Raw genomic sequence first — 19,743 nt, 5'->3', positions numbered from 1 at the left:
CTATTATTTACGGAAGAGGAGAATTTGCCCAAAATTGATGGGACAAGCCCGTTATCAATACTCCTTTAGTAGCTAATGGGACGTTTATGAGAATTTTCTCTATTTTGGTAACTTATTAGATTTAGATCTTGCGTAAGTATCAATCGCCTTTTTCCTTGAAAATTTTGGCTAGTATCATTCCATAGGAAATATGAGAAACTAAATTAAAATCTATAAGGAAAGGAATTGATGACATGGGATTAATGAGAAGAAAAGAGAATTTACTAAGTCCTCGTTCGTTAATTATCCATACGATTGGTATCGCCGGCGTTGTTTGGTTAGGCAAGATTTGGGGGAGAAATGAATATTAATTCATTGTACTTTCTATAAGTTAAGGAGTAGATTTAATGCAGTTTTTCCGAAAGTCTGAGGTTCGTAGTGGCAAGTTCTCGTTGCTAAGATAGCATTAACGCCAAAGGCCCTCTTTACTTGAGGGCCTTTGGCGTTGGTCGGTTCTAGAACCATCTCTTTCGCTTAAATACTAAAATAACGATTGACACTAAAATAATTATTGATGCATAAAAGACATCCATGCCATATTTATAGTGAATTAATGGCATCCCATCAAAGTTCATTCCAAAAAAGCTTGTCAATATGTTAATGGGTAATAATACCGTAGCCAAAATGGTTAGAAACTTCATGATATCATTTGATTTATTATCCATTGAAGCTTGATAGGCTTCTCTAAGATTCTCCATTAGTTCTACTAGCTGCCTAGCATTATCTAATTCAGACTGTATGCTCATCACTAAATCGTTCCATAATGGAGTTTCCTGTTTAATGCGGATAAATACTGATAAATGTTCATTGATTTGTTTCTTCAATTTAATTACTTTTCTATGTAGTTTAAAAATTCTCGCCTCTTGGTATTTTTCAGGTCGTTCTAATATCTCTTCCTCTAACTCATCAACTGATGATTCTACGCCTTCAATTTTGTTTTGGATTTTCTCCAATGATTCAAAGCCAATGAGACATAATAAATCGTAAGAACTATGAACCAATTTACCGGATTTCCAGTTTTCGATCTTATGATCCAACTTGCTATTGCTATTCTTATCAAGCAAAAACCAATCGTTGACTAATAATATTCTGGTATGTAGATGATCATTTTTAAGACTAATAAAGCATATTGAATCACTTAATTGCTTTGAAAAACTTTTTCTTTTACTAAGACTATTCAGAGCGTTTACCTGTTCCAAACTAATTATATCTTTTTTGTCCAGGGTTTGTTCCAGAATGCTATTAACTTCTTTCCACGAATCAAAATCTATAACTCTTATTTTCATAAAAAAGCTCCGCTTATATTTATTGAAGATTTAAACCCTTCAACTAATATGTATTTTATGGAATTCAAATATTCGGGATTCCCATTAAAAACACCTCTTTTTGACCTGATTTATTTTCATTTTAAATACAAAAGACTTATTTACCTAGTTCCGCGAAGGTCTTATATCGCTCCGCGAGGCTGAATGTCCGGGATCTAGTAAATACTCCTTCATTAGAAATGGAATTAGAAAGTCAGTATTAGGCCATTGGCTTGGCCTACTTCCAGCCAAATTTAAAGGAGTAGATTTACTCTACTCCCAATACCTTATTCTTATTTTGGATTAAAACTATAGTCTTACAGTCAAAACTCTCTAATCGGCAGCTTCTAATAAATTATATTCTTCGGTCGCCAATAACTTTTCAGGGTCTAGAAAGATAACCATTCGGTTATCAATTTTTACAATTCCTTTTAGATACCCATTATTTTGGGAAACAAACTCAGGCGCAGGCTGAATGTCTTCTTCATTGAATTTAACAATGTCTGTTACTTCATCTACGATACATCCAGCAATTGTGCCGTGAAGATTCAGCATAACAAACTTGCTATCCTCAGGATATTCGTTAAGCGTTAAATTAAATTTCTTACGAAGATTAAAGATATAATTAACTCGGCCCCGCAAATTGATGATTCCTTCGATTGCGGAAGGTAGCCCGGGAACAGTTTGTATTTTAAACTTACTCGATCGTAAAATTCCATTTACAGTTGTCACATCTACACCATATTCTTCACCATCAAGTGCAAAAATCACCAACTGGTTAATAGACATTCGGTCCTCCCCCTTTCAGAGTATAAATTCTACATTTCAGAAGCTAACGCATTTAGCTGTTCGGTTAACGCAGAAATTTCCTCAATACTAGAAGTAACCTCTTGAATCGCTGCAGCTTGCTGTTCTACGGTTGCAGTAGTTTCATTTCCCATGTCAACTGTTTTATGAACCGAATCAATGATTGAAGTTGTGAGTTCTTTGATTTTTCCCACAGTTTGTTTGGAGTCCTCCGATAATTTTCGAATTTCTTGAGCAACAACGCCGAACCCTAAGCCAGCTTCTCCCGCTCTTGCTGCCTCAATCGCAGCATTTAAACCAAGCAGACGAGTTTCATCGGCAATTTCCTTAATGAAATCCATGACGTTATTGATTTGCCCTGTCACAGCATTAACATTCTTGATTTCTGAATTGAGATTTAATTGATTGTCATTTACAACGGTTGATGAAGCTGCTAATTGTTCCATAGTCGCAGATATCTGATGAAGACTATCATTTAGTGTTGCAGCGGTTGCTTTTAATTTTCGCTGTTGATACGCAGCTTTGGACAAGGTATTGGCTACGATGAAGAGAACGTTAGCAGCCGCCTCAATCCTTTCACGTGATAACTGTGTAACTTCGTGAACAGATTCAACGTATCCATCAGGATCAACGCCAATCTCTCCCGCGATACGTCGGTATTTAGTTTCGTCAGGAGCAGTAGTTAATACTTGGCCGCCCAAGATGGTTCCAATTTGATGCCCTTCAAGCATAATCGGAGCCGCAAAATCTATAAGACCTGCATGACATTCGTAGACTACTGGTTTCCCAGAACGAGCGGCTTCCTCGCCGCCTTTTCTATGGGATTCCGCACACCTTTTATCGCCCCGTTCGGTCGAATGAGTATAATGACTACAAAATCTTGTATAACTACTCGGATTGGTAACTGGATTCCCCTCTAAATCTACTGTTACACTAGCTAATCCGCAACCCTTTGCAAAGTCATCCTGAAACTGCTGTAGGAAATCAAGGTCAATAACATCGGAAATTTTTATTAGGGACAGATCGTTTTGAGAGAGAGTCAGATTACTTATTGTTTCCTTTTGTGCCATTTTTCATTTCCTCCCTAAATAATCTTAACAACAAAAACCTACTCTACGTTCCTTAGGATGTGTTGTTAAAGTTTGCCAGTAATAAAACCGCTAGAGGCCTTATATCAATCTCTCAAACCTTTTGAGTCTCAACATTAACATTCCAATATACGTTCGACTAAATTCGATATTATATTTATAATTTTATTACTATTGCTTAATTTATCCTATATTTCGACACTTGTCAAACCAATGTTTTCCAATAATAATCTTCCCCTAAAGTCCTTAGAAGACGATTATCAAAACAATGACAGCTTAAAGCTAAGCTCCTAAGTTAAAAACAGATACAAAACTATGGACTCAAAAGGGATAGCTCCTTGCTATCCCGTATTATATCCTTATACTCTTTTATGATTATGGTTTTCAGCCATTTGTTTCGAGTCAATTTTGTAAGCCTCTGTTGATCCTTTATGTCTTAGGAAATTTCTAAAATTTGATATTGCACAAAACCTGAGGGAGCAGCTACATTTACAATAGATCCCTTAGATTGGCCAAGAACTGCTCTCCCAACAGGAGATTCGTTAGAGATTTTATTGGTATCAGGATCTGCTTCGACAGAACCTACTATGTAATATTCTTCTTCATCATCAAACTCGACATCTCTCAAAAGAACTTTAGCCCCCAGAGTTACAACATCAGTTTTTTTAACATCGCGAATAACCCTCACATTACCAAGCATTTTCTCTAAGGCAATAATCCTTGTTTCAATAAAGGCTTGTTCATCCTTGGCATCATCATACTCTGAATTTTCGCTAATATCTCCAAAATCAATGGCCTGTTTTATGCGGCCTGCAACTTCCTTCCGTTTCACAGTCTTATAGAGTTCTAACTCTTCTTCAAGTTGCTTTAAACCTTCTGCCGTTATAATCGTTTCGTTTACAGCCATGTTTTCTTGCTCCCTTATTTTAGCTCATAGTTTACTAAGTAAGTGCAAAAATCATTGCAATTCGATTAGAAATATTATAATCATATTTGAAAATATTGTCAAATATTGAATAATATTGCACAAAGAATTGCACTGCAGTTATAAATCGAACTTTAGAACTGTAATTTATCCTACTAGGAACATAGCTAAAGTAGTTGAGTTGAAATAACTAGTAATGCGCTGATTAAATATTCCAACTACTTAAATCCTTAAATATTGTGAAAGGAAATCATCTGGAAGGATTTTATAACTTAAAACTATTTCCCGTTCAAGTGATTGTGCGGTTATAAGAAAACCTAAAAAATTGAGCACAACTTCTGAATCTTCGTCTTCTTGAATTAGAATTAAAGAACAATATTTATTATTCAGGAAGAAGGTCATCAAAATTGAACAAAGTGCCTCAACAAACCCACGTGAATTCTCTAAATTTGGCGAAAAATAAATACGTTTTCCTGTTAACGTTTCAAGCTCAATATGGGCAGGCAATAACTCTTTTATAAGTTCCGTCAAATCTTCACGTTCCCATCGTACTATCATTTCTTTCCCCCTTAGTCGTCCGTAGCAACGAGGGATTCTGTCTACTGTTATATTAGATGCCATATATAGTAATTTATGTTCGGGCTCGAGGAATAACCATAACAAAAAGAAATACTCCCATGTCGATGCTGGGAGTATTTCCGTGTTTAAATTGATGTGGAGTGGACATGAGTTGCTGAATTTACTTCATTGTTTATCACAGTTACTAATCGTTTATAAATAAAGTCTGACATTAGCTTATTACCCTTATCATTGGGATGAAGAACGTCTTCAAGCAGTTCACTTAAACTTTTATGATCCCTTGGAAATGCACTCCATACATCTAACAAGCATGACCCTGTCTTAGCGGAGACATCAATTATTGTAGATCTGATTCCGGTAAATTTGGACTCATCCGGAGAAATCATAGGCGGTTCTACAATGCAAAATATATCTGCGTTAGGCGCTCGGCTTTTGATAATAGTTATTAACTCTGTATATTTTTCACTAAATTGTTCTGGAGTTGAAAAATTCCTGTCAATTCTCCCTAAGCAAATAAATACAGCATCTGTGGTGCCGCTAATTTCCTTGGCCTTATTTAAGGCATAATCAATAAGCTTTCCTGACGAGCCTTTATTATCCCAGACTACTTTGTGTCCATAGGTGTCAAACAAGGATTTATTCAAATCTGAATTCCACCCCGTTGTAGATGGATCGGACGCGCCTTGACTAACAGAAATTGAGTCTCCCAGAATCACGGCGTTAATTGTACCATTTTTCAGCTTACTTAGTCCTTTCAAGGGTTGAACTTCAGTAACTGTTTTAGCAGTTGGAGCGGTCTCACCTTTCTGAGGTACCTGCATGGTTTGCCGAAAGCTAAGGGCCAGAGCCGCTGATGCGAATATCAGCAAAATTAATATAGATATACCTAACTTTTTCATTAATCCCTTCCTCTTTCTAATATCAAGTAATGGCCTTTTGTGAAGCAAAGCAATAGTCATCCCAAAAAATATTAATTAACTCCAACTCCTTAAAAGTTAATTACTTTTTGGTTGCAATATTATACTATAAATTTTAATATTTGCGGGTCTAATAATTTTGGCAATTTTTACTCATAAAAAAAGAAAAGACAATTAAAAATAATTGCCTTTTCGTATAATATAATTCCATTAAACACGCTTTTTACAACTATTCCGATCTCTCAGTCTAATTTATTGTAGCCAATTTCAATTACTGGATTTTTAACGCAAATTATTTATAAGAATACTACAATCAGCGAATATTAGTATAAGAAATAATATAAGTTTCAACTTGCTCACGCCCCATTATTTATAAGCCATAATAATTCGAGATCTTTCCAGTAACCTCCGGCATTCTTCATAAATAAACGACTTAGTTGACGCCCGAAGATAATTTCTTCCCACTTGTAAGGGTTTAATAATACAAAGAGATCCCCCCCACTTGGAGAGGTACTGTAAGAAGGAATAGATCTTATGGATAGAACTAGCTGCATGCTCTCTATAATGATAAAGCGGACTTGTGACTCTTCTATGATCATTATGTGAAGACTTTATTAAAAGTAACCCTTCTTGAGGAAATATCACAAAAAAATCCCCTCTCAGGGAGGGGTATAGTAATGAAAGGTGGTTAAAGGTTAAACTACGCTCTATGTCAATCGCTATTAAAGCGAAGTAATTTTTTGTTATACTAATTTTAAGCCTTTTATCTAATAAAGGCAAATTCATTATTATTGATCTAATTATGAGAATAAGTGATAGTTAACAGACTCCCTTCTGCCACTACTTAATCCTCTATTCTAAGGTAGGATCCTTCCCTTAACATTTGTTTTAATGGAATTGATGAAATGGGGTATACTAGGACCTGATTTACATAATTAAAAACTTGACTAAGTTAAATGATGTTTAAATGTCACATAAACAGGTGTTTCTCTTTTTATGTCGAATTTAGTTAGTTGATCAAAAAGAAATAGATATTATCATTTATTAAAGGAGAGAAATTATGAGTTATCAAATTACAGGTTCTGTTGTAAATGATCAAGGTGTTAAATATGCTATAGTTTTGGTCGATCATGATGTTGTGCAGAATATTAACCAAAACGAAGAAGCTATAAATGCATATCGCCATCTCTTCCCCGGTATGCCTATCATCCTATTAGGCCGTGATTGGCAGGGAAAATCTACTTATTACGGGCAAAAAGATATTGTAGATTATATTTCTCAAATAGATCCTCAAAGAATTCCCTGGAGACGGTATGTAATTGCCGACTAATGGCCCTGATTTCGTCCTGAAACCTATAAAACTCAAAGCACCTGGAACTCTAGTCGGCTGCTTTGAGTTTTATTAATGAAAAACCATATACATAATTGGGATAAATTGCTGTTGTAGAATATACTCTTTTGCAAAAACTAAAATAAATTTATGTAAAGGAGATAAAGACATGGCAACCTTAGGTAAAAGTAACAATACAAATTTCTTACCAGAAAAAAATTCTCCCAAACCCGGAATTGTTAGTCCAAAAACAAAAATAATAGCCCAAAAGACGGATATTCCCACAAATGAGAATACAGATCCAAGTCATGATTAAGGGATTTCACCATTATACAGAGCAGTTTTGGCTGCTCTATTTTTTATTAAATTATCTTTATCTTTATCCAATTTTTAAAACCCCCACTATAAGTGGGGGTGGGTCCTTCGTTAACTTCAGGTGGGGCAGGGTCCTCCTTCGCCGCTAAATATTCCTATTGGGAAAGGCGGCTCGGCAATAATGTCCACTGGACATTATCGTATCTGAAGCCCCGATGTTCAGCTTTAGCGTAAGCGAGTTCACTACGGTGAGTAGACACCGCAATTGACAAGTATTCTGATAAGGAACTTTCCTTGGACATGCTGAATAATCTATATCAAGCATTATTTGATTATGAACATCAAAGGGGCGAACGAGATGATTATTACGGCTTTACTCATTATAATTTTTTTATTGTCAATAATTATCCAGGAATTAAAAGGGCTGCGAAGATTGCTCATAACACGTCCTCCAAAGGACCAATACCATTTCTAGTTTCACTGCCTAGGCATCATTCCTAGGCTTCTATCATTAGAATTAAAGCATACTGAACTCATCTTACCCTCTATGTGTCTCCTTTTGCCTCCTATGGCAAAATAAAATATAAGATCTCCGCGTCCGGAGATCTTATTGCGCAATGTCCCATAGCCTTTTTTGTTTTTTTGTCTATAGGACAAATCTTACATTATAAAATTGAGATCATTTCCTTTCGGAAATTCTTAAAAATAGAAAAACGCTCCTTTGGGAACGCCTTTGTTCTCAATTGGTAAAAATTACAGTAGCATTATAACATGGTATATCATGCATGTAAATATTACTTTTTATTATCTTTCACGAAGCAGAAAAACGCTTATTTTTGGCACCTCTGACCTGAACAAACTGAACAAAAGGATAATGACCTTGAAATAAAATCGATCGCAATGCAGCTATCATTCAGGGGTACATTTATTAGCCAGAAATTCTTAGCAAGGTGATCATACATTTGGAATTTTGGGTTTTTGGTATATTTTCTCAGTTATGGGTAATTAAAAAAACATTATAAATAACATGGTCCTCCTTAACATAGAAGGTTAAGTTAACATACAATGCAAAAAAGGAGGGATGGTATTTTGAATCACCACCATGGTCATGATCATTCTCACGATTATCCTATGTGCTCCGTCTTGAGGGAAGGCTCGACTGGTCACGAAGTTATGAAATTACAGGAGCTTCTACGAGCTAGTGGAAATTCCCCCGGAAAAATTGATGGGATTTTTGGACCCATGACTAAAACAGCAGTGTTATCATTTCAAGCAAAAAATAACTTAGTTCAGGATGGAATTGTGGGAAAGAATACATGGAGCGCTCTCGGGGTGCACTGTGGTTCATCGCCAAGCGATCACTGTCCAACTCTTTATGAATGGACAACTGGACCAGCTGTCATTAATCTTCAAGGAATATTAAAACAAAGAGGATTTTACACAGGAATGATTGATGGGGTTTTTGGGCCAATAACTAAAACAGCAGTACTCTCGTTTCAATCAAGCATGGGATTAGTTCAAGATGGAATTGTTGGCAGCAAAACATGGAGTGCCCTGGGAGTTCATTGCCTCTAAGATCACCGGGATATAAGAAAAAGAGAGGGGTATAATCTACCTCTCTTTTTCTTGGTTACACTTGGCTTTACCATGTATTTTAGTTGCCAATTCCCCAGAGAATTCAGTGGACAAATTTCTATGGTAGTGATCTATCACCAAGTCTCGTGTTTTTAAGATGTTTTTTGCCGATATTTGAGGTCTAAATATTCTCATCCCTATATAAATGAGGGAATAAAGTATAACCATAACAATACCTGTTACTAATCCGGAGCTCTGTCCCGGAATAAACGGCATACTAATAAAGACCAAAATCATGCTGATTAAAGCAAACCAGGAGGTATAGGGAAAGCCAGGCATCTGGCATTTTCCATGAGGAGGGCATCCTTTCTTTGTCCGAAAACGAATGTGGCAAGCCATTATAACTGCATAGGTAAATAGAAGAGCAAAGCCGCCGGAAGTGATTAAGACAAGGTAAACTCTCGGAAATAAGTGGCCAAAACCTAATCCTAAGAGCATAGCCATACCGGAAAATAAGATTCCGCGATAAGGAACTTCAGTCTTATCCTTCAGCCACTTAGGAGCATGTCCTTCATCGCCTAAAGACCTGATCATGCGGCCTAAGCCAAAAACTGCAGCTAACATAGCAGAAAGACTCGCCGAAATCAGTACCCCATTAAGGACAGTACCAGCCCACAGTATTCCTCTCCGGTTAAGAGACATAACCATTGGACTCATATTATCACTAAGTACGGCTGTTGGAACCAAGGGCAAGAGAACAGCCGCATAGAGGATATATAATCCAACAAGGGATAAGACAGTAGAAGCAATCGCTATCGGGATCGTTTTTTGTGGATTTCTGGTTTCTGAAGCAGCTAAACCTATAATCTCAAAACCGGCATAAGCAAAAATAACAATTAGCATACTTCCGGCGATTCCTTTCAATCCCCCGGGCATTAATGGCTCATGAACTAATTCTCCGGCTCCAATCGGCCGTGTTCCTGGGATAATGCCAACAATAAGAACAATCCCTAAGATAATGAAGAACACAATCGCCATTAATTTTATTGAAGAGAGACCACTTTCAAGCCTACTTAACCAATGCGAACCAAGGAGATTTAAGAGTGTAACGCCTATGATAAGAAATGTTCCTATAAGTCCTATAGGCAGATTAGGAATCCATTGCCGCAAAAGAATTGGGATAGCCGTGGCCTCACTGGACATAGAGAAAATTGTACCCGTCCAGTATACCCACCCTACAACAAAACCTGTCCCCTCACCCAGCTCTTCCGCTGCAAAGGTACTGAAGGAGCCACCGTAAGGATTAGCTACCGTCATTTCCGACAAGGCAAAGAGGATAAAATAAACCAGTATTCCGGCGAAAATAAAGGATATTAAAATAGAAGGTCCTGCAGCATTCATTGCCACCGATGTTCCCAAGAAAAACGAACCCCCGATAACGCTTCCTAAAGCCATCATAGTCAGATGCCCCGCAGACATACCTTTATTTTTATTCTCCATAAATTTTCTCCCCTATTTTAGATTTGAACAAACCGGAAAGCAATATTTATTATTCCCATAAATTTATAATGTATTTTTCAAAAGAAAAGCCGGCAAAGGTGTCAATCACCCAGCCGGCTTCTATACTCCACTCCATCTCATTAATTTTCATACATTTCCCGATTTACTGTGCTCGATTATTGCTATTTTCAGACTTATTCTTCCTCAGGTGTATGATAGGGAACGCTTGTCACTAAAATGTTCTTGTGCAATAAAAGCAGCAATTTCATCAGTTGTCCCGTCTGATTGTGCAAGAAATTCTGCCATATCTTTGGCGGGACAAATTCCGGAATGACCAATGTTACTGTTGTAAAGTTAGGGTCTTTTTCGAGAGTGTCCAAGTAACCTAACAAATCATGAACCGTAGCTCTATATGGAGAATCTACAATGTCTAAATCGATTTGAATATTGTTTTGTTTCCAATGTCTTTGGAGTTTCTCAGTCCTTTCCTTATCCGAAGCTATGTGTACAGCCGATATTAAAGGCGTAAGCTCATAACCGTATTGAAGAGCTTTAAGAACAATTCTGTTCAGGTCAAATACAGGAATAACGATCTTGCTCCGATATTCAGAAAGCTCAACATTAGAACGACGATTGGCAATTCTGGCAATCTCCTTGTTAAATGTTTCGATGTCTTCTTTAGTCGGTTTAATAAGGGTAATTTCACGTTTGTAAACTTTTGAAACAACATGGAAGAAGAACATGAGTAACGGAATGATTATGGCAACTAACCATGCACCTTCCATAAATTTAGTAATCAAGAAGATAATAAAGACCAAAAAAGATATTAGTCCGCCGAATAAAAAGATTATTAAATCTTTGTAATAACCCTTTGGTCTAGTCTCAATACAATGTTTAGCTAGGCCGAAACCTGTCAGTGAAAAGCTGATAAAAACACCAATGGCATATAAGGGCAGCATGCTGTGGGTATCACCATCAAAGACAACAATTAATAGGATTCCAATAATACTCAAGGTCCAGATTCCTGCACTATATACTAAACGATCGCCTAAGTTTTTGAAATAACGGGGAGCATACCCGTCACGAGCCATGAGGCTTAAGAGAATTGGCAAACCCACGAAAGGTGTATTTGCTGCGATGACTAAAATAATTCCAATACCTGCCATTAAAATATAATACATAATTGTTTTGCCGAAAATTAACAGTCCGAGTTGATTAATGATTGTGTTGTCATCACTGGGGACTAAATGATATTTACTTGCAAGAAATACCAGGCCTATAAGGCCGACTGCGACGATAGAGCCAAGGATAAATAAGGTATGAATGGCTCGTTTCTGGGCAGGAGCTTTGAAAGCGGTTACACCATTACTTACTGCCTCTGTCCCCGTTAAAGCCGTTGTACCGGCTGCCATGGCTTTAAGAAAGAGAAATAAGGTCAAACTCTGAGTATTTGCCGCAATGATAGTATGAGAATAGGGCATGGGGGTAATTCCATAAATTAAATACTTTATTAAACCAAACCCAACCAGGCTAAAAATGCTGATGATATACATATATACGGGTATAGCAAAAAGTTTCGCTGATTCTTTGAGGCCCCGTAAGTTGACCACGGTCATAAAAATGATAATAATGCAATCTGCTAAAACTTTATGGGGGGTCGGTTCCAACCAACGGAAGATTCCGGTAAGATTCTCAACGGCCGAACTAACGCTAACTGCAACTGTAAGAATATAATCAATGCTCAGACTCGCACCGGCCAACAAACCTGCTTTTTCACCTAAATACGCATTGGCAACTGTATACGAGCCTCCTCCTTGAGCATATTTTTGAATAGTACGCCGGTAGAGCATTAAAATGCTTGCAAGAAGCAATACAATGGCACCAGTGACCTTCATGGAGGCTGCATAGCCAGCAGTTCCAGCTAAGATTAGCACGTATAATATTGCATCTGGAGCATAGCCCTGAGAAGAAATGACATCAGATCCAAAGACCGGAATCCCACCAAAAACTCCGATTTTATGACTTTCCGCACTCTGTGTTTCAAGAGGATGTCCGAATATTAATGTTCTTAGCTTTAACCAAAATATCTTTTTACTGGCAGAAGCCATGCTATTCTCCTCCGATCTTTTCCTTATATAGTGTCTCTCTTTTTTCTTTTTTACCCATGCAGCTGCTAGAAAAATAACGAGTTATAATAATCGATACCCTACCCCAGGTTCGGTAATAATATGGCGGGGGCGTGAGGGGTCAATTTCAATTTTGCGGCGAATTTGCCCCATAAAGACCCTTAGATACTGAGTATCATTTTCGTACGCCGGTCCCCAGACAGTTCTCAGGAGAAATTTATGGGTCAAAACTTTACCAGCATTTAATCCCAGATTTTTCATAAGCTCATATTCCGTGGGAGTCAGCTTAATTTCGCCCTCAGATACTCTAACCTGGCGATGAGATAAATCGAGCACTAAGTCATTGAATTTTAAGATCGGTTCTTCTTCAACTCTTTCCGAATGACGTAAAGCTGCCCGCATTCGGGCCAGCAATTCACCCATACTAAAAGGCTTTGTCACATAATCATCCGCTCCATTATCCAGGGCAATAATCTTATCCGCCTCCTGTTCTTTAACGGATAAAATGATGATTGGAACCTTTGACCACTCCCTTATTTTATTGAGAACGTCCATTCCGCTTATATCTGGCAGCCCTAAATCCAAAATCACAAGATCTGTACTGTTTAAGGCAACTTCGTCTAAACCGGCTTGGCCCGTTCCTGCTTCTCTCACCTCATACCCATGGCTGGTTAAACTGACCCTCAAAAACCTGCGAATCTGTGTTTCATCATCAATGATTAAGATTCGATGTCCTTTTGTATCTATGTTAATCTCCTCCTTCGACTTGAACTTGATCGGAGAGATCATAATCTAAGGGTAAATTAAAGATGATGGTTACGCCGCCTAGTTCATTATTTTCAGCCCAGATATCCCCGTTATGAGATTCAATAATCCCTTTGCAAATCGACAAACCTAAACCTGAACCACTAACTTGAAGCGGAGAGCTCAGTCGATAGAACTTGTCAAATACCTTACTCAAATCGGTTTCAGGAATAGGATTTCCCCGATTGGCTACAGCAATTTCTAAGGTTTGTCCAACTTGCTTGACATAAATGAGGATTTTACTTGCCGGATCCGAATACTTAACCGCATTGTCCAGCAAGTTAACTAAGACTTGCTCTATCAATGCATAATCCGCTTGGACTAAAGGCAGCCCCGCCGGAATCTTTATATCAAGAAATCGTTTGGCCAGAACGATATCTAAACGGTTAATAGCCACGCCAATAATATCCTGAATATCGCACCAATCTTTATGCAGTTTAAGCATTCCGCTTTCCAGTCGGGCCATATCCAAGAGGTTATTGACAAAGCGATTCATTCTTTCTGCACCTTGCAAAATCGTCTGTAATAAATCATTTCTTGCATCCGGCGAATAAACAGAATCATGGTCCTCCAAGAGTCCTGTGGCTGCACCGATAATTGAGGATAGCGGTGTTCTTAAGTCATGGGATAAAGAATTAAATAAAGCCGTACGCAGGCGTTCAGATTCAGCTAAAGTATGTGCTTGTCTTGCCTCATCGGCTAATTTTATGCGATTGATCGCCAGGGCAGCCAAACCGGCAAAGGCATCTAAAAAACGGATCTGTTGAGGATTGACGATCTCTTTTTTCTGAAAAAAGCAAATCCCCAATACTCCTTGAGTGCCTTGCTCAGTAACTAAAGGAATATACAATCCTTTAGCTGACCCTAAAGTCTCAGTTCCTTTTCCTGCCTTTTGTCCTCTCTCATAAACCCAATTGGCTGCCGTCATTTCGCTCTCAGTCATAAAGTGTTCTGTTGTTGAACTTTGCCGCATCACTAAATTATTTCGGTCATCGGGCAGCAAAATAACAACCTGACCATCTAACGTTTCGCCAATCTTACGGGCAATACTATCCAAAACTCTCTCCAACTTATCAACTGCCGTTAGATCACGGCTAAGAGAATATAACGCTGAAACTTGCTGCTCACGCTGCCGGGAATAATTGATCTGGTCTGTTAAACGACCGGAAAGAGTTCCAGTAACAAAACCGGCAAATATTAAAATAGCAAAACTTATAACATAACGAAAATCATAGACCGCAAAGGTATAGAAAGGCGGTACAAAGAAATAATCGAAGATAACAACACCCATCCCTGCGGTAATAACAGCAGGTAACTTACCCCAGCGGGCAGCGATGAGAAGAACGGGCAGCAAATAAAGCATGAGAATATTAACTGTACCCAGAAAAGATTCGATAGGCGTCACTGCAACTGTCAAAGCTATCATCATTACAATGGACATCAAATAAGGTGCTGTTGCCCAAGGCCATCGAGGGGAGATGCAACTTTCAGAAGGACTATCATCCGTTTCAATTGTTTTTAACTTTAGTTCTCGTTGTGATACTTCCTTCCGCCCAGATATTACGTGTACACTAATGCCATGATTCTTGCGGATCACTTTATCAACAATAGAACCATGCAATAATTCCTGAAAACGAGTTCGCTCCGGTTTCCCGATAATAACTTGAGAAACATTACGCTTTCGAGCCAATGTCAAGAGTTCTTCAACGATGTTATCTCCATGGGGAGTAACAATTTCTGCGCCTAATTTTTCAGCCATACGCAGGTTTTGTTCAATACTATCCTTTTCGGCTTCATTCTGGGACGGCCCACCTGGAAGAACCACATGGACAGCCAACCATTCTGAGTTTTGCCGTGCTGCCATTCTTTTCGCAGTTCGAATCAGCTTGACAGAAAAAGGATTGCCGCTTACACATACCATAACCTTTTCTCCCGATGGCCAGGGACCTGCAATACCATGATTCCGCATATATGATTCCATCTGGCAATCCACTCGTTTGGCGGTATAGCGCAAAGACATTTCCCGCAGAGCATTAATATTTCCGGGACGAAAGAATTTCTGAATCGCTTCTGCGGCTTCTCCGGGGACATAAACTTTGCCCTCTTTAAGCCTCTGTATCAGCTCATCAGGTGTAATGTCCACCATCTGAATTTGCGAAGCCATTTCCAGAATACGATCAGGCACGGTCTCCTTTACTGTAACCCCTGTTATTTGAGCTACAACATCGTTAAGACTCTCTAGATGCTGAATATTCAATGTGGTATAAACATCAATTCCAGAAACCAATAACTCTTCGACATCCTGATAGCGTTTCTTATGACGCAATCCGGGGATATTTGTGTGGGCTAATTCATCAACGACTACCAGTTGAGGTCGATGCGCTAAAAGGACGTCTAAATCAACTTCTTCAGAGTGGTTGCCTAGATATTCTTGGGTTTTAGCGATAATAGGAATGCCTTTAAGCAAAGCCTCGATTTCCGCCTGCCCATGAGTTTCAGCGAAACCAATAACCACATCCACACCTTCGGTTAATCGTTCCCTTGCTGCTTCTAACATGGCATACGTCTTGCCTACTCCGGCAGCCGCACCCAGAAATACAGTCAGTTTTCCCTGGTCTTTCATGATTGAATCACCTGCACATAAAACTTTAGCGTCAAAAGCAAATTATAAAAAGAATAGCAAAATTCAAATGCTGACTTATTATAGCCTAAAACTCCATAAAAATTGTCTAAATATCATCCTGTAAAGCATAAAGAAAATATAAAGATTCCTAAGATATTTAAGTAATTATTCTATCATTTTCCCGTGATTTTATTATTTCTCCCCTTGTTCCTGCATTATTTGATCCACAAATTTAAGTTCTTCTCGCAGGGAGCTCTTAGTATAATACTTGTTTACTCAATATTTGACAATATCCCTAACCAATAAACTAATTATTACCTGTAATAGTTAGCAGCTGAACGAGAGTATTCACCCGCCAAAAGATCGTGTAAGAAAATACATGGACTCAGTTCAGAATATAAGGTAAAATATCGTTGGAGTAAGTTTGCTGCATTATGTACGTCAGAATATGGAGGGCCATACTATGTTGAAAGATAATCCTAATAAAATATGGGTCGTTGCCAAACCATTCCAAGCGAATAATCCTGAGTATACCCAATATAACGAAGTTGCAGAGGCACTATCCGATTTTGACGATTGGACAGATGATACTGAAACTATTGCGGGGTGCGAAGTATTGTTTCGGGGAATTACTTTAATGCAATCGTTCAAAGGTAACGTCAACGGTGGACTTTGCGAGCGAATTCACCCTGATTGCTCTACCAGAAACAAATTACCCAATTCTGAAGAAATACTTAACTGCGAGGAATGCGTTACAAAGTTAATATTAGACCACGTTGAATAGGACTTAATTTATACCAAAGCTCTCAGATGAGAGCTTTTCTTTTTTTATTGTCTTTTCTTCATAAGTTGTAATAGAAGAGGGAGTCTCACGATTGGATAAAAAGAAAATGCCTGAAAGGCTTCAGAACGTCCTCTCAGGCTAATTTTCCATTCATATAATATCTCATGCTATTTGGCAAAAACTCATAATGGTTCAGGTTCTCTTATTGGTTATTTATTGGTACTGTGCTGCTTATTGGGCAGCTTTCGATCGGGATTTCCTTTTCCCTGATGTTTCTTATTTTGCTCGGCCTTCTCCTGAGCCTGAAGTATTTTATCTAAATTCTCCATGGTTAACCCCTCCTTGAATTTTGAACCCTTTTTACTTTAACCAAACTGCAGAATTAAATGCTCGGGTACTGAAATTTAACGGAGAAGGCTAGCCAACAAAACTTAAAGATAAAATAATACTTTCACTTCATTTTTAGCTTCAAGTTCTAAGCAGACGTCTTCCTGCCTGGGATTATAATTTATATTGATGATATCATCGAGTCTTATCCAAAAAACATTTGAATCAGATCCCCATACAGAAACTTTATCATCGGCGAAATCAATGTTGGTTACTATTCCGAAATCCATGGTACATTCTACAACACACAAAACCTCTAAACATTTTAAGTTCTTACCTAAAAATTTTTGCTTAAGAAATTTTACAAATTCTATTTTAGAGGATAAGGTCAACAATCACTATTCCCCCTTATAACTATACATTTTCGTTTATGACTTTATATCCCTCTATCAAATTATCATACAACAACTGGGAGAGATATTCCAAGAGATAATTAAAACTTCATTCCCCATTGATAGATCGTCAAAAAAAATTCCCCTCTTAAAGGGGGGGAATAAGGAGGAGGAAAGAAAAATGAAAAAACCTTTATGTTAACCGCTTAAGAGCGAGGAGTTTTCGTTTGTTTTTCGTTTGTTTTGTTGTAACTATCATAAAATATAATTGTTACTCTTCCGTGATCTTTATATGAAGAATGTGTTAAGAATTAAAATATCTTATTTCAAAACGCAATGTAAAATATAGCCAGCTAATTCTGGTCATTGAACAGCTTATTCACATTTTAGGACAATCGCACGTACTATAATTTGAAACAGATTCCAAAGGGAATTCGTTACAGAAAATTTAGCAAGTGAGGAAAACCTATGGCCAAAAAAGTGTATAAGCTTAAACAAGATAAGGCGGACGAAAGGGATAAACTATTTTACTCCTCCCTCTATAAGCAAATGCCCCTCCCCCACATCATAGATCTGCGAAGCGGATGTTCCCCTGTCGTTGATCAAGGTGAATTAGGCAGTTGTACTGCTAACGCAATTGCCTCTGGATTACGCGAATATCTGGAACTTCGCAGCGGAAAATTGACACCTCTAAGCCGTTTATGGCTTTATTGGGGAGAGCGCAAACTGGAAGGAACAGTGGATGAAGATTCCGGAGCTGGTATTCGGGATGGTATGAAGGTTCTGCATAAGTTCGGTTGTTCTCCGGAGAGTGATTGGCCCTATGATATTACAAAATTCAAAGAAACCCCGCCCATTGTTTCATTTATTGATGCTCTTCATTTTAGAATAAGTGAATATCACAGGGTACTGAACTTATCGGACCTCAAAACAGCTTTAGCAAAAGGGTACCCCGTTGTCATCGGAATCAAAATCTATGCAAGTTTTGAATCACAAGAGGTTGCCCAAAATGGAATCGTACCACTCCCCCAAAAAGATGAACAATACCTTGGTGGGCATGCAGTATTAGCTGTGGGATACAAAGACGATAATAATAACTCAGGGGTAGTTATCTGCCGTAATTCCTGGGGGGTAAATTGGGGAGATAATGGCTATTTCTTTCTTCCCTACGGCTATTTCGATGAAAATGTCTTAGATATGTGGACTGGTAAATGATTTTATAATTAATAGTACAAATACCAAAACAGATCCCCAGTTGCAGACCGGGGATCTGTTTTATCATAAAGCGCTAAATTTATTCAATAGTTAGGCCATTTCAAAAGTATCTGCCCAATTAGCGAGTTCTCCTCGGAAGTTTTTTGTTAGGCTTACTATCTTACAATAGGGTTGCTCTTTAAAATGTTCCATATAGGGAACAAAACCGCTCTTTGAGCTGGGAATATCGGTTTGACCGGAATGGCCAATGCAAATTACTTTACAGGAATCGTGTACTCGAGTAAATATTTTTCGCAGTTCGATGGCTGTGAAATTCTGGCATTCATCAATGATAATTGTCATATCTTTAAGGTTGGTCCCACGTAAAAACAAGGGACTTTTAGGATAACACCATATGCCATCCATAACACGTTTTACGCTGACTTTTCTGCGAATAGCCTCATTAGCTAAAACTTCTTCATTATAAATACACTGAACAGGATTTTCATTGATTTCCAAAAGAGCATCAATTAAGGGCTGATGATAAATGCTTTCCTTTTCCGATTGAGTTCCCGGTCTAAAACCCATAATAGCCTCTTGAACTGGATTAAAAATATAAGTAAGCGGTTTTTTTAAAATCTTAGCACATGCAACAGCCAAGGTCGTTTTCCCAGTTCCTGCTTTTGCATTGACCATTACTAATTGATAATCAAAGATGGCATCCACATAGTCACGCTGTTCAGGCGTTAATCTTGGGGCCAGGCCAAACAATAGATTATTTTCTGGAAGCGGCATATCTCTCACCTAATCCTTGTAGAATTAATTTCTAAAATTAAAAGTGCATCTAAAAAAGTATCCAAATCAGTTTTTTCTAAGACAGAAACACAAATCGAAGTGTTTATAGATAACTTCAACATTGTTTCGAAATATTCCTTCTCTGAAGTATTTTGAAGTCGTTTCTTATCTTTTTAGATTCTGTCAACTTCGTTCGTTTTATTCTAATACTCACCCTAAATGAATTGAGCGCTTTCCTTCTGATAAGGATAAGCGCTCAATTCATTTAGGGCATCACCGGTAATCAGAGTTTTGCTCTCATCTTCCCATTCCTCCGAAA

At 38.0% G+C, this 19,743-nt stretch carries 18 protein-coding genes; 5 read left to right on the top strand and 13 right to left on the bottom strand.

Going from position 1 to position 19,743, the window contains the following annotated elements; genetic code table 11:
* Positions 1-494: 494 nt before the first annotated feature.
* The 6 genes from ACPUYX_RS05515 to ACPUYX_RS05490 form a co-directional block, all read right to left on the bottom strand.
* Positions 495-1,325, bottom strand: a complete 831-nt coding sequence (locus tag ACPUYX_RS05515; RefSeq protein WP_426378704.1) for a magnesium transporter CorA family protein — start codon at positions 1,323-1,325, stop codon at positions 495-497.
* 351 nt (positions 1,326-1,676) lie between these two features.
* Entirely contained in the window at positions 1,677-2,132 is a 456-nt protein-coding gene (locus ACPUYX_RS05510; protein WP_426378703.1) for a chemotaxis protein CheW, read from the bottom strand.
* A 29-nt stretch (positions 2,133-2,161) separates the two neighbouring features.
* Entirely contained in the window at positions 2,162-3,220 is a 1,059-nt protein-coding gene (locus ACPUYX_RS05505; protein ID WP_426378702.1) for a PocR ligand-binding domain-containing protein, read from the bottom strand.
* Positions 3,221-3,674: 454 nt separating this feature from the next.
* Positions 3,675-4,145, bottom strand: coding sequence for a transcription elongation factor GreA (greA, locus tag ACPUYX_RS05500; RefSeq protein ID WP_426378701.1), 471 nt, complete (start codon positions 4,143-4,145; stop codon positions 3,675-3,677).
* Positions 4,146-4,385: 240 nt separating this feature from the next.
* A complete protein-coding gene (locus ACPUYX_RS05495) occupies positions 4,386-4,721 on the bottom strand; it encodes a hypothetical protein (protein WP_426378700.1) in 336 nt (111 codons plus the stop codon).
* 146 nt (positions 4,722-4,867) lie between these two features.
* Positions 4,868-5,641, bottom strand: a complete 774-nt coding sequence (locus ACPUYX_RS05490; protein WP_426378699.1) for an SGNH/GDSL hydrolase family protein — start codon at positions 5,639-5,641, stop codon at positions 4,868-4,870.
* A gap of 1,078 nt (positions 5,642-6,719) precedes the next feature.
* Between ACPUYX_RS05490 and ACPUYX_RS05485 the strand changes: the two genes are divergently transcribed.
* The 3 genes from ACPUYX_RS05485 (at position 6,720) to ACPUYX_RS05475 (ending at position 8,879) form a co-directional block, all read left to right on the top strand.
* Positions 6,720-6,989 (top strand): hypothetical protein, encoded by a 270-nt coding sequence (locus ACPUYX_RS05485; protein WP_426378698.1) that lies wholly within the window; start codon positions 6,720-6,722, stop codon positions 6,987-6,989.
* 169 nt (positions 6,990-7,158) lie between these two features.
* Entirely contained in the window at positions 7,159-7,305 is a 147-nt protein-coding gene (locus ACPUYX_RS05480) for a hypothetical protein (protein WP_426378697.1), read from the top strand.
* Positions 7,306-8,393: 1,088 nt separating this feature from the next.
* Positions 8,394-8,879 carry a peptidoglycan-binding domain-containing protein gene (locus tag ACPUYX_RS05475; RefSeq protein ID WP_426378696.1) on the top strand — a complete coding sequence of 162 codons (486 nt, stop codon included), beginning with the start codon at positions 8,394-8,396 and terminating at the stop codon, positions 8,877-8,879.
* Positions 8,880-8,915: 36 nt separating this feature from the next.
* On the opposite strand, the gene ACPUYX_RS05470 is transcribed toward ACPUYX_RS05475, so the two are convergent.
* The 4 genes from ACPUYX_RS05470 to ACPUYX_RS05455 form a co-directional block, all read right to left on the bottom strand.
* Positions 8,916-10,379 carry an amino acid permease gene (locus tag ACPUYX_RS05470; RefSeq protein ID WP_426378695.1) on the bottom strand — a complete coding sequence of 488 codons (1,464 nt, stop codon included), beginning with the start codon at positions 10,377-10,379 and terminating at the stop codon, positions 8,916-8,918.
* Between the two features lie 194 nt (positions 10,380-10,573).
* Positions 10,574-12,487: an APC family permease gene (locus ACPUYX_RS05465; RefSeq protein ID WP_426378694.1), complete on the bottom strand. Its 1,914-nt coding sequence runs from the start codon at positions 12,485-12,487 to the stop codon at positions 10,574-10,576.
* 81 nt (positions 12,488-12,568) lie between these two features.
* On the bottom strand, positions 12,569-13,294 hold the full coding sequence (locus ACPUYX_RS05460) for a response regulator (protein ID WP_426378693.1): 726 nt from the start codon (positions 13,292-13,294) through the stop codon (positions 12,569-12,571).
* Positions 13,254-15,932: a DUF4118 domain-containing protein gene (locus ACPUYX_RS05455; protein ID WP_426378692.1), complete on the bottom strand. Its 2,679-nt coding sequence runs from the start codon at positions 15,930-15,932 to the stop codon at positions 13,254-13,256. The genes ACPUYX_RS05460 and ACPUYX_RS05455 overlap by 41 nt, the downstream gene beginning before the upstream one ends.
* Before the next feature lie 463 nt (positions 15,933-16,395).
* Between ACPUYX_RS05455 and ACPUYX_RS05450 the strand changes: the two genes are divergently transcribed.
* Positions 16,396-16,716 carry a hypothetical protein gene (locus ACPUYX_RS05450; RefSeq protein ID WP_426378691.1) on the top strand — a complete coding sequence of 107 codons (321 nt, stop codon included), beginning with the start codon at positions 16,396-16,398 and terminating at the stop codon, positions 16,714-16,716.
* A gap of 209 nt (positions 16,717-16,925) precedes the next feature.
* Here the strand turns inward: ACPUYX_RS05450 and ACPUYX_RS05445 are convergent, their stop codons facing one another.
* Together ACPUYX_RS05445 and ACPUYX_RS05440 are read right to left on the bottom strand one after the other, a co-directional pair.
* A complete protein-coding gene (locus ACPUYX_RS05445; protein WP_088226741.1) occupies positions 16,926-17,045 on the bottom strand; it encodes a DUF4023 family protein in 120 nt (39 codons plus the stop codon).
* 102 nt (positions 17,046-17,147) lie between these two features.
* Positions 17,148-17,435, bottom strand: coding sequence for a hypothetical protein (locus ACPUYX_RS05440; protein WP_426378690.1), 288 nt, complete (start codon positions 17,433-17,435; stop codon positions 17,148-17,150).
* 468 nt (positions 17,436-17,903) lie between these two features.
* Between ACPUYX_RS05440 and ACPUYX_RS05435 the strand changes: the two genes are divergently transcribed.
* On the top strand, positions 17,904-18,650 hold the full coding sequence (locus tag ACPUYX_RS05435) for a C1 family peptidase (protein WP_426378689.1): 747 nt from the start codon (positions 17,904-17,906) through the stop codon (positions 18,648-18,650).
* A 90-nt stretch (positions 18,651-18,740) separates the two neighbouring features.
* Here the strand turns inward: ACPUYX_RS05435 and ACPUYX_RS05430 are convergent, their stop codons facing one another.
* Positions 18,741-19,424, bottom strand: coding sequence for a PhoH family protein (locus ACPUYX_RS05430; RefSeq protein WP_426378688.1), 684 nt, complete (start codon positions 19,422-19,424; stop codon positions 18,741-18,743).
* Positions 19,425-19,743 lie beyond the last annotated feature (319 nt).

This window comes from Desulfosporosinus sp. SYSU MS00001 (assembly GCF_049943955.1).
Lineage (GTDB): Bacteria > Bacillota > Desulfitobacteriia > Desulfitobacteriales > Desulfitobacteriaceae > Desulfosporosinus.
This window is presented reverse-complemented; position numbering and strand designations above follow the sequence as displayed.

What these genes read in the sequence shown, in the direction of transcription:
- ACPUYX_RS05505 (WP_426378702.1), bottom strand. Translation starts at nt 3,220, where the DNA reads ATGGCACAAAAGGAAACAATAAGTAATCTGACTCTCTCTCAAAACGAT.
- ACPUYX_RS05445 (WP_088226741.1), bottom strand. Translation starts at nt 17,045, where the DNA reads ATGGAGAATTTAGATAAAATACTTCAGGCTCAGGAGAAGGCCGAGCAA.
- ACPUYX_RS05455 (WP_426378692.1), bottom strand. Translation starts at nt 15,932, where the DNA reads ATGAAAGACCAGGGAAAACTGACTGTATTTCTGGGTGCGGCTGCCGGA.
- ACPUYX_RS05495 (WP_426378700.1), bottom strand. Translation starts at nt 4,721, where the DNA reads ATGATAGTACGATGGGAACGTGAAGATTTGACGGAACTTATAAAAGAG.
- ACPUYX_RS05480 (WP_426378697.1), top strand. Translation starts at nt 7,159, where the DNA reads ATGGCAACCTTAGGTAAAAGTAACAATACAAATTTCTTACCAGAAAAA.
- ACPUYX_RS05435 (WP_426378689.1), top strand. Translation starts at nt 17,904, where the DNA reads ATGGCCAAAAAAGTGTATAAGCTTAAACAAGATAAGGCGGACGAAAGG.
- ACPUYX_RS05510 (WP_426378703.1), bottom strand. Translation starts at nt 2,132, where the DNA reads ATGTCTATTAACCAGTTGGTGATTTTTGCACTTGATGGTGAAGAATAT.
- ACPUYX_RS05465 (WP_426378694.1), bottom strand. Translation starts at nt 12,487, where the DNA reads ATGGCTTCTGCCAGTAAAAAGATATTTTGGTTAAAGCTAAGAACATTA.
- greA (WP_426378701.1), bottom strand. Translation starts at nt 4,145, where the DNA reads ATGGCTGTAAACGAAACGATTATAACGGCAGAAGGTTTAAAGCAACTT.
- ACPUYX_RS05430 (WP_426378688.1), bottom strand. Translation starts at nt 19,424, where the DNA reads ATGCCGCTTCCAGAAAATAATCTATTGTTTGGCCTGGCCCCAAGATTA.
- ACPUYX_RS05485 (WP_426378698.1), top strand. Translation starts at nt 6,720, where the DNA reads ATGAGTTATCAAATTACAGGTTCTGTTGTAAATGATCAAGGTGTTAAA.
- ACPUYX_RS05460 (WP_426378693.1), bottom strand. Translation starts at nt 13,294, where the DNA reads ATGATCTCTCCGATCAAGTTCAAGTCGAAGGAGGAGATTAACATAGAT.
- ACPUYX_RS05490 (WP_426378699.1), bottom strand. Translation starts at nt 5,641, where the DNA reads ATGAAAAAGTTAGGTATATCTATATTAATTTTGCTGATATTCGCATCA.
- ACPUYX_RS05450 (WP_426378691.1), top strand. Translation starts at nt 16,396, where the DNA reads ATGTTGAAAGATAATCCTAATAAAATATGGGTCGTTGCCAAACCATTC.
- ACPUYX_RS05470 (WP_426378695.1), bottom strand. Translation starts at nt 10,379, where the DNA reads ATGGAGAATAAAAATAAAGGTATGTCTGCGGGGCATCTGACTATGATG.
- ACPUYX_RS05515 (WP_426378704.1), bottom strand. Translation starts at nt 1,325, where the DNA reads ATGAAAATAAGAGTTATAGATTTTGATTCGTGGAAAGAAGTTAATAGC.